Consider the following 9,843-nt stretch of genomic DNA (forward strand, 5'->3'; position numbering starts at 1 on the left):
CATAGGTGTATTGCTGAAGGCAAATGTTTGCCTCAGTCGGGGAATTTGGGGAGCTCGACTGGTGCGGGGCGAATGTTCGCTTTTGTTTAATAGCAAACCTATCAGTAGTCCTCAGGGTGTGCCTACATGGTTATAAAATGTCGAAGCGGTCCCAATTATGGTTTCCAATACACTTACAGTGGCGGCATAGGGCAATCCAGTTGATCGGCTACCAGCCTCATCAATTCGTATTCCCGAACCTCCACCTTGCCGTCATGCGCAATGCAGTGACCGCACGCATCGATGATGCCGGGCTTCAATAAGGGCGACAACCTGCTCAGAGAGGCTAGAGCGGCCTGTAGCTCTTTGATAGAGACTGTTGAAGCCGGAGGTTGATTTGGCTCTGAGAAGAAGCCTGCGATGGCTTCCTGGTAGAGTTTGGCTGCCTCTTGCTCGGAATGGGAGCCAGCGCGGGCGAATAGCCCGACAACACATTCAATGTCAGCCCTTACCGAGCGATAGTTCCTGTGCCTTACCGGCACCGCCTGTTCTGCGTTGGGAGCCAGGTGCCGGTTCAGGAAGGTGTTCAATGCCAGTTCGAATAAGCTCAGCCGATTATCGGCAGTGACCAGTTTTTGGACGTTACTCAGGAGTAGGCGGCGTTCGTCGGCATCTAACTTTCTGAGTGCCGGCATTGCCAATTCGAGAATCGGGAATCGGGCGGCTTCACCTAACGTTTCAAGAGTGGGGTACAGCTTGGCCAGTATGTCCTGCTGTTCCCCCATCAGTGTGTGTTCGGGCAAAAGTGCTAAGCAGCGCTCGCGCTCGTTGGCGGGGAGGTGGTACGTCAGTAAACCGTAACAAAGCTGGATGGCACCGGCCCGGGTGTAGAGCAGATTTCGGAAAGTAGCCGGCAGTTGCTGCAAGAGGTCGGCTGCAAAGGCTTCGCTCTGTGGCGTAACGGTGCCCACCCGAGTGGACAACTGGGCCGCAGGCTGAGGTGCGGTTTCGTTGAAAGAGGACCGCAACGGAGAAAGCCGGGCGCCTGGTGTGCCACGTGCAGGGCCAGCAACTTGGTTGGCCAGGTCCGCGAACCGAACAGCCTCTGCTTGAGGGGCGTTTGTTTGTAATTTTGAGCTCGGCTCGGTATCTCTCAAGCGGCTTCGAAGGCGCGCTAATAATCCGGGTTGTATCGCGTTAATGCGTTCATTGACGGGCGGGTGTGAAGCCAGCAGCGAGCTGAATTTCATGCGGGCAGACTCACCAAAACACATATGGTTCATGTCGCTGGCATGGCTGGTGGTGTCGAGGTACGCACTGGCCATGCCAATTTTGAACAATGCACCGCCAATGCCTTCCGGATTTCGGGTGAACTGTACCGAAGACGCGTCTGCCAGCATTTCCCGTTGGCGTGACACTGCCGCTTGAATCAGGCGGCCGAAGAAAACGCCTACGTAGCCGATAATCATCAGAACCAGGCCCAGAACGCCCATGGCGAATTGCGCGCGATTGTCGCTGTTTCGGCTACGTGTGGCGCTGCTGTAGAAGCCCGCTCGCAGGAGGAACTGGCCAATCTGGCCAATCATCAGAATGCCCGCAAGAATGGCAATCAGCCGTACATTAAGGCGCATGTCACCATTTAGAATGTGGCTGAACTCGTGGCCCACCACGCCTTGCAGTTCGTCCCTGTCGAGTTGCGACAGAGCCCCTTTGGTGACCACCATCACCGCTTCACCCGGGCTGTAGCCCGCCACAAATGCGTTGATGCTGGTTTCACCGTCCATCACGTACAGGTCAGGTACGGACACGCCACTGGCAATCGCCAGTTCTTCGACAATATTACGCAGTTTGCGTTCGTCGGGATCGCGGGTGTCCGGATCGATCAGCCGTGCTCCGACCATTTTCGCCACGCGCGAACCGCCGCCAGCCAGATCAGCCCAGCGTACGAGCGAGCCAATTCCGATCAAAGCGACGACTGCCACCGCGGTGGTTATGCCGTGCGAAGACAGCAGCCAATGATGAAAGGGCAGGGGGGAGCTTTCACTGCGGGTGACGAGGTAGCCGACCAGACAGACCGCCAAGGTGATGAGTACAACGGCGGTGAGAAACAAAAAAACAAGAAGGCTGGTATTGCGCCGGGCGTTCGCCTGGCGCTGAAAGAAACCGGGTGTTGCCATCAATCAGGCCTCAGAAACTGACTTTCGGGGCCTGGCGGGCTTCAGGAGATTCCAGTTGAAGTTGGGCGGTTTCTTTAAACGCAAACATCCCGGCGATGATGTTGTTGGGGAACTTCTCACGGAAGATGTTATAGGTCATTACGCCATCGTTGTAGGCTTGGCGTGCAAAGGCAACCCGGTTCTCGGTGCTGGATAGCTCTTCCATCAGTTGCTGAATGGTTTCGTTGGCCTTCAGCTCCGGGTAGTTCTCGGAAACGGCGTAGAAGTTGGCCAACGCCTTGGTCAGCAAGTTTTCGGCGCTACCCAGTCTCTGCATCTTAGTGTTGTCGGTCGGGTCTTTGGCGGCGTCTTTCTGTGCGCTAACGGCGTTGTTGCGCGCTTCCATAACCTGAGTGAGGGTAGATTTCTCATGGTCCAGATAGCCTTTGGCGGCTTCGACCAGGTTGGGGATGAGATCGTGTCGACGTTGTAGCTGTACGTCTATCTGAGCAAAGCCGTTTTTGAACTGATTGCGCAGTGATACCAGGTTGTTGTAGATGAATATCAGATAAATCACGACAACCGCGATAACAACAAGGCCGATGACTGTTGTCATTCCCATGCTTAACCCTCGAGCTGTATTTAGGCGTTATTTTCCACGATGTTGGCGTGGAAAGTCTTTACAAATTTCTCAAAATCGTCCGGCAACAACGGCTTACTGAAAAAATACCCTTGTGCGAGCTTGCAGCCGCGTTGGGTGAGGTAGTGCTCTTGCTCTTCCGTTTCTACACCTTCCGCAATAACCGTCAGGTTCAGGCTTCGGCCCAGATCGATGATGGTGTTGGCAATTCGTGTGTCTTCCTCGTTGACCAGAAGGTCCTGGATAAACTGTTTGTCGATTTTCAGGTGCTGGACCGGCATCTTTTTCAGATAGGTCAGGGATGAATAGCCGGTGCCGAAGTCGTCGACGGCAATGCTTATCCCGGCACGGTGCAATTGATGGAGCTTGGCGACCGCATCGGTGATGTTGGTCATGAAACTGGTTTCGGTGATTTCCAGTTCCAGGCGGCCTGGCGGAATTTGGTACTCGGCGATACGCGTCAGAATATCTTCCACAATGGAGTCCTGTCGTAATTGGACGGCTGACAGGTTCACTGCGATCCTCAGGTGGGAGCCGGATGCTGCCCATTCTGCAACCTGCTTGCAGGCTTGCTCCAGCACCCATTTACCAATGTTGACGATGTGGCCGCTGGTTTCCGCGATTGGAATGAATTTGTCCGGGGGCACAAAGCCGTGATCGGGGTGCACCCACCGCAGCAACGCTTCGGCACCAATAACCCGCTTGGTTTCCAGATTGATCTGGGGTTGGTAAACAACATGGAATTCCTGGTTTATTATGGCTTGAGCCAGGTCTTTTTCCATCTGTTTTCGGTCGCGGATCTCTTGATCGATGCTGGCCACGTAAAACTGAAAACGGGTGTGGCTGTTCTGTTTCGCCAGTGCCATCGTTTGTTCGGCGCTTTGCAACAACCGGTCGGCTTCGCAGGCATCGTTCGGGAAGATCGAGATGCCCAGCGTTGATGTCAGTGAGATGCGATGGCTGCCCGCTTCGACAGGGGTGCCAACAATCGCCAGAATTTTTTCAGCTGTTTCCGCAGCGTGAAAGTTGTCGCAGAGTTTTTTCTCGACCACCACAAATTGGTCACTTCCCAGGCGCGCGAGTGTGAACCGGTCTGCAGTGAAGTTAGCGGTCAAACGGTTGGCGACGGTTTTCAGAATCAGGTCTCCGGTACGAAAGCCGCATTGCTCGTTCACCGATTTAAAATCATCGATGCCGCAAACCATCAAAGAGAAGGCGTTGCCCCTGGCTTTGGAAGCTTCGATGATCTGTTGCAAGTCCTCAAGGAAGGCATCGCGGCTGGGCAGTCCAGTCAGGGTGTCAATGCGTGCCAACTCGCTGACCCGGTCTTCCGCTTCACGATACTTTTGCTGGCTCTCGGCGATCGCAACAAGCAAATTGTTGGTCGCATTCACCCAAAGGCCAAGTTCGTTTTTCTCGTGCCCCTTAGGGACCGAAAGGAGGTGTTCATCCGGGTAGTCAGGGTTGACCTTTTTCAGGGCGTGCACAATCCGCAGCAAGGGGCCAGCCAACAGCCAATTGAACAGTATGAAAAGAGTTAATCCAAGTATTAAAGCAATCACAATGCCCGAGATAAAGGTTGTGAGTGCCCGCATCAGCCATGTGTTGGCATCGTGTGCGGTGTCGAGGTGAATTTCGATGAAACCGTATGGTTCGTTCGGATTTTCGTTACGCTTGAGGACTTCTCTGTAGACCCACACCTTGCCGAAGATAAGATCGGTAATGGGTCGGAAGTCCAGGTGGCTTGGGGTACGCTGTCGACTACTAAGCTCGCTGCCATCAAGATGTGCAATCCGAGCAAAATTAATGGCTTCGAGGGCGAAGAGGCCGTCAACAACCTGCTGCCCTAACGTCTCATCAATGCTGAATACGGCTTGAGTAGCTGCGTCATACACCATCGCAAGCGTTTCTTCTGCCTGACGCTCGAGCTCTGATGATACCTTTTGTGCGTCCAGCACAACCTGCACGGTACTAAGTGCGAGCCCTGCGATTAACGCAACAGCCAGCACCCACCCCAGGATTCTAAACCCCAGATGGTTTTCGGCTTCAAGCGTTTTTCGTGTGCGGATCATTACAGCTCATTTGTGTTGGGCTAAAAGGGGGATTTGGGTCGCGTTAAAAGGCAGCCTGCACAACAGTATGGTTGATGCTGAATACGGCGCCACCGAGTATGCCTGAAATTTGTGTTATGTCTTGAAAATGCGTGTATCGTTTTGTTGCAGTTTGAACGATTTCAAAAACAGAAACGCCCGCTTAGAAACTCTAAGCGGGCGTTTCTGGTCTGACAGCGAGATTTTATTCGCTGTTCGTTCTGGATGCCTTATTAGGCCAGGTTTTCGTTCACGAAATCCCAGTTAACCAGCTTCCAGAAGCCTTCCAGGTAGTTTGGACGGCTGTTGCGATAATCGATGTAGTAGGCGTGTTCCCATACGTCGACAGTCAGAACAGGCTTGTCTGCACCAGTCAGTGGGGTTTCGGCGTTGCTGGTGTTGACGATTTCAACACTGCCGTCGGTCTTTTTAACCAGCCAGGTCCAGCCAGAACCGAAGTTGTTGGCGGCTTTGTCGTTGAACTCTTTTTTGAAGTTGTCGAAAGAGCCGAACGCTTTTTCGATGGCTTCTTTAGCTGCACCCGTTGGCTCGCCACCACCGTTAGGTGTCAGGCAGTTCCAGAAAAATGTGTGGTTCCATACCTGAGCGGCGTTGTTGAACAGAGGGCCGCTGGCGCTCTTGATGATCTCTTCCAGAGACTTATCCGCATTGTCAGTACCTTCAACCAGGCCGTTCAGCTTGGTTACGTAAGTCTGGTGATGCTTGCCGTAATGGAACTCAAGAGTTTCCTGGGACATGTGCGGTTCCAGAGCGTTCTTTTCGTAAGGCAATGCGGGAAGTTCAAATGCCATGAGGTCGTTCTCCCTGTCTCTCTTTGTTTGTGAATGTGCGTACAAGCAATATAGGGGCGGATTTCTTTTATTCAACCCTTAGCTGTAAGACTGCACGTAAATTCGGGGCTGCCAGGTAGGAACTGGGCGCAGTTTTTCACACGCCAGACCAGTTCTTCGTAGCTGTCCGCCAGAATATTGATGTGCCCAAGCTTGCGCCCGGGGCGTTCGCCTTTGTTGTAAAGATGAACGTGAGCGTAGGGTAACTCGAGAATGCGTTCGATGTCGCCATGCTCGCCGATGATGTTGATCATGCAGCTAAATCCTCGAGCTTCAACACTGCCGAGTGCGTGGCCGCTGACTGCGCGAATATGGTTCTCGAACTGGCTGGTCATGGCGCCTTCGATGGTCCAATGACCGGAGTTGTGAACCCGGGGCGCCATTTCGTTTGCAACCAGGCCGTTCTCTGTTTCGAACAACTCCAGGGTGAGCACGCCGACATACTCCAATTCGTTGAGCAGTGCTTTGATGTACCGCTCGGCGTCTTGCTGAACGTGGGCCGGGAGCCCGGGCGCTGGCGCGATGGAGTAGCGCAGAATACCTTCGTGATGGGTGTTTTCGGCAATCGGGTAGAAGGCGACATTGCCGTCTTCCGAGCGCACAGCAATCAGCGAGACTTCGCGGCTGAAATTGACGAATTTTTCGACGATAACTCGTGGGTGGCCTATCGATGCCCACGCCGCTTCTGCTTCTGCCGGGGATTTCAGAACCGCCTGGCCCTTGCCGTCGTAGCCTTCCGTGATCGATTTGGCGACTACCGGGCAACCGAGCGCTTCGGCTGCGGCTTTCAATGATTCAGCGCTGTCTGCTGTCTTCCATTCGGGGGTTGGGATGCCCAGTTGGCCGAATAAGGTTTTTTCCTCTTCCCGATTCTGGCATACCTTCAGCGCACGGGGGCAGGGGTGTACCGGCTTATGCTGAGCCAGCTTTTCGGCAACATCTACCGGCAAGTGTTCGAATTCGTAGGTGACTCGGTCAACCTTTGATAAGAAGTTGTCCAGCTGTTCCCCGTTCCGGTCTACGATGGTTTCGCCAAGGCCTGCGCTGGGGCTTCCCGACATGTCGTAAAAGACAAAGTCTTTGGCTAGCGGGTATCCGGCGAGTGCCAGCATGCGCCCTAGTTGGCCAGCTCCTAGTACACCGATTTTCATTCGAACGCTCCTGCCTCTTAAGGTTTGGGAGTGGGCATTACTGATCGCTGGGATCAGGATTGTCCAGCACGGTCTGTGTTTGAGTTGCCCTGAATTCGTCAACCGCTTCGCGCACCTTGTCGTCAAAAGTGCCGATGATCTGCGCTGCCAACAAACCGGCGTTAGTCGCGCCGGCTTTGCCAATGGCGAGTGTGCCGACCGCGATGCCGCCGGGCATCTGTACGATTGAAAGCAACGAGTCCAGGCCGTTCAATGCTTTGGACTGAACCGGCACGCCCAATACCGGCAGCGAGGTTTGTGATGCAACCATGCCCGGAAGATGTGCGGCCCCGCCAGCGCCAGCGATAATGGCCTTCAAACCACGATCTGAAGCGGTTTTCGCGTAATCAAACAGAAGGTCAGGCGTGCGGTGGGCAGAGACAACTCGTGTTTCATAAGGCACACCGAGTTTGTCGAGCATGTCGGCGGCGTGTTCCATGGTGGGCCAATCGGATTTTGAGCCCATGATAAGACCTACAAGCGGCTGCATAAGCAACAGTCCTGTGATAATTGGAAAGCCGGCCATTGTATGGATTGGTCCCCCGCCATGCAAGACAGAGGCTGACGCCAAACAGGGCACCTGTATGGTTATTCATTTTAACGTTTTGATTGGCGAGCGTATTATCTAATCTACCTTATCAAACCCTTTGTATTCAGGAGTTGTAATGGAACCCATTCGTCCCGATGACGATGAGCTGCGAGCAGACGAGCCGTTTGGCGGTGCCGAGCCAAGAGAGCCTGTAAAACCAAAAACGAAACAAGAGAAGCTTGGGAAACCACAAAAATCACCATCGCCAGCCAAAGACAAGGGTAGTGCGAGTGGCGGTAACGCGTTGCTGTGGGTGCTGTTGGTTATTGTGGCTGTTGCGGCCGGGGCCGGTTGGTACCTGCAGGAGCAGCGTATTCAGGTTCTCGAAAGCCAGCTACAGGATGCCGATTACTGGGCGCGGCAAAGCAATCTCGCGCTCGCTCGCTTTGAGGGGGAGTTGTCTGAAACGGGCGAGTCGTTGCAGGAGCGGGGTGCTCGCTTAGAAAAGCAGATTGCTGGCAATGAAAAGCGTCTGGACTCGGCCGATAGCGAGATACGTAAGCTTTGGGTTATCGCAAATGAAAAGAACAAACAGCGGCTGAATGAACAGCAACAAAAAATTGCCAGCCTCGAGAAACAGCAGGCGGGCGCAGGGAAAGTTGTTTCCGACCTTGAGGCGCAGTTGGAAAAAGTGCGTACCGGGTTAGCAGGAGATGTGGCTCAGGTGAACGAACGATTGAAAGGTGCGGTTGCCGCCCTCGAGCAGTCAGATAAAGCGACGGAAAAACAGGTTGCAGCCGTTGAGCAAAAAATTGAGGGAGTCGCGCCGCTGGTTGATCGTCGTATTAAGCGTTTTGAGCAAGAGCAGAAACTCGGTATTGATGGGATGGAGGCTCGTATTGCGACACTGGAGAAAAAGGTGGGCGCGCAAACCGAGAACAGGGAGGTTCGAGCATTGAAGGCTCAGTTGTCGGAGTTGAAGCAAACGGTCGCGTCGATCAATGCTTCAAGGGCGCAGTTAACCTCCCGGTTGGTGCGTTTGTCTGAAGAGGTGAATCAGATTCGTTCCGGAGCGGGCAGTCAGTGATCTGAGCTGAAAGTACGCGAGGGTTGAATGTAACGGTTTGTATTCATCCCTTGCGGTAGCTCTCATTTCTCTCGGGTAGCAGTTGATATGATCAGGCAACTCGAAAAGGGATGAAGAGTGTAAAAAACAATGAGAATCCGAGTGCCTTTCGTCAAAAGCGCCGCCATGCTCTGCTGTGTGGTGGCGTTCTCTGGTTGTACGGTGTACCAATCCATTGGTAAGAGTGTCGGTGGTTTTCTGCATCCGGTGTCGGGTCATAACTTTGTACACATCGATACCGATGACTGGGACCAGAATAATGCGTTGCTCTATTTCTACCGAACCGACTCTGAATGGGCGGGCGACGAAATCGAAGCGCCCAGCGTCTACATAGATGACCATCATTACTTCAATATCCGAAATAACAGCTTTACATGGCTTGAGGTAGCGCCTGGCGAGCGGCACATTGCCATGCGCCGGCCTCTGCTGGGGCTTGAAGGGCTGGGTTCATTCAGTTTGAGCTTGATTGCGGACGCCACGCTGACTGTTGAGCCGGGCCAAATTTACTATCTGCGTTATAACGAGCTCAGCGAGCCGGACGAGCGCCACCCGGAACTGGATCCTGATGATCCGTTGGCATCGGGTGATCTGCAGCTGGTTACCCGAAGCTATGCGATGAAACCGGGTGAAATCGTTTCAACGTTGTTCCTGAACAGTGATCTGTTGGCACCGAACCACGCTGCCACGTCTATCGTTGAGGAAAACCAAGACGACGATTATGAAAAGCGAAAGGTGGCCCTTGAGGAAGAGCGAGAGCTGGAGATCGAACGGCTGAAAGAGCAGGGTAAGTACGAGTCCGCTTCATGGTACTGGCCGTTCGGCGGCGGCCCCACTGAGCCGCTTGAAAGCGACCGACGGTTAAAAGAGCTTGAGCAGCAGTACGCACAACTCGAGCAAGAGCGCGAGCGCCGCAAAGAGGCGGAATCCTCTGGGGGCTGGTGGATTTTTTGAGGGGTGAGCGGTTACACTAAGGCGGCGGGCTAGAGCATAGCGCCATTTGGGTTCAAGTTGCTGTTTTTGGTCAATAAATGCTCGGTTTTGGCGGTGTTTTGAAAAACTTTAGATTTTTTCGGGAAAACGTTTGACACCGCCGAAGAAATGCTTAAAATGCGCATCTCACTTGGTTGAGACAGCAACGCTGAATCAACAAGCGCTAAAGCGCGCAAGTGACTGCTTAAGGCTTGAAGAACAGTAAAGCCTCGAAGTGGGTGGTTAGCTCAGCTGGGAGAGCATCGCCCTTACAAGGCGAGGGTCACTGGTTCGATCCCAGTACCACCCACCA

At 53.7% G+C, this 9,843-nt stretch carries 8 protein-coding genes and 1 tRNA gene; 3 read left to right on the plus strand and 6 right to left on the minus strand.

Annotated elements, in window-relative coordinates; all coding sequences use genetic code 11:
- Positions 1-173: 173 nt before the first annotated feature.
- The 6 genes from MWU64_RS11320 to purE form a co-directional block, all read right to left on the minus strand.
- Positions 174-2,156 carry a M48 family metallopeptidase gene (locus MWU64_RS11320; RefSeq protein WP_247064460.1) on the minus strand — a complete coding sequence of 661 codons (1,983 nt, stop codon included), beginning with the start codon at positions 2,154-2,156 and terminating at the stop codon, positions 174-176.
- Positions 2,157-2,166: 10 nt separating this feature from the next.
- Complete coding sequence (locus MWU64_RS11325; protein ID WP_247064462.1) at positions 2,167-2,757, minus strand: LemA family protein; 591 nt, start codon at positions 2,755-2,757, stop codon at positions 2,167-2,169.
- A 20-nt stretch (positions 2,758-2,777) separates the two neighbouring features.
- Entirely contained in the window at positions 2,778-4,847 is a 2,070-nt protein-coding gene (locus tag MWU64_RS11330) for a GGDEF domain-containing phosphodiesterase (protein ID WP_247064464.1), read from the minus strand.
- Positions 4,848-5,098: 251 nt separating this feature from the next.
- A complete protein-coding gene (locus tag MWU64_RS11335; protein ID WP_247064466.1) occupies positions 5,099-5,677 on the minus strand; it encodes a Fe-Mn family superoxide dismutase in 579 nt (192 codons plus the stop codon).
- A 71-nt stretch (positions 5,678-5,748) separates the two neighbouring features.
- Positions 5,749-6,867 carry a 5-(carboxyamino)imidazole ribonucleotide synthase gene (locus tag MWU64_RS11340; protein WP_247064468.1) on the minus strand — a complete coding sequence of 373 codons (1,119 nt, stop codon included), beginning with the start codon at positions 6,865-6,867 and terminating at the stop codon, positions 5,749-5,751.
- Between the two features lie 37 nt (positions 6,868-6,904).
- Positions 6,905-7,396 carry a 5-(carboxyamino)imidazole ribonucleotide mutase gene (purE, locus tag MWU64_RS11345; RefSeq protein ID WP_247064470.1) on the minus strand — a complete coding sequence of 164 codons (492 nt, stop codon included), beginning with the start codon at positions 7,394-7,396 and terminating at the stop codon, positions 6,905-6,907.
- A gap of 175 nt (positions 7,397-7,571) precedes the next feature.
- Here purE and MWU64_RS11350 point away from each other — a divergent pair, with 175 nt between their 5' ends.
- From MWU64_RS11350 to MWU64_RS11360, 3 genes are all read left to right on the plus strand, one after another.
- Complete coding sequence (locus MWU64_RS11350) at positions 7,572-8,522, plus strand: hypothetical protein (protein WP_247064472.1); 951 nt, start codon at positions 7,572-7,574, stop codon at positions 8,520-8,522.
- Between the two features lie 129 nt (positions 8,523-8,651).
- On the plus strand, positions 8,652-9,512 hold the full coding sequence (locus MWU64_RS11355) for a DUF2846 domain-containing protein (protein ID WP_247064474.1): 861 nt from the start codon (positions 8,652-8,654) through the stop codon (positions 9,510-9,512).
- A 255-nt stretch (positions 9,513-9,767) separates the two neighbouring features.
- Positions 9,768-9,843: transfer RNA gene (locus MWU64_RS11360), tRNA-Val, on the plus strand.

It is taken from the genome of Marinobacter sp. S0848L, assembly GCF_023016065.1.
Classification (GTDB): Bacteria; Pseudomonadota; Gammaproteobacteria; order Pseudomonadales; family Oleiphilaceae; genus Marinobacter.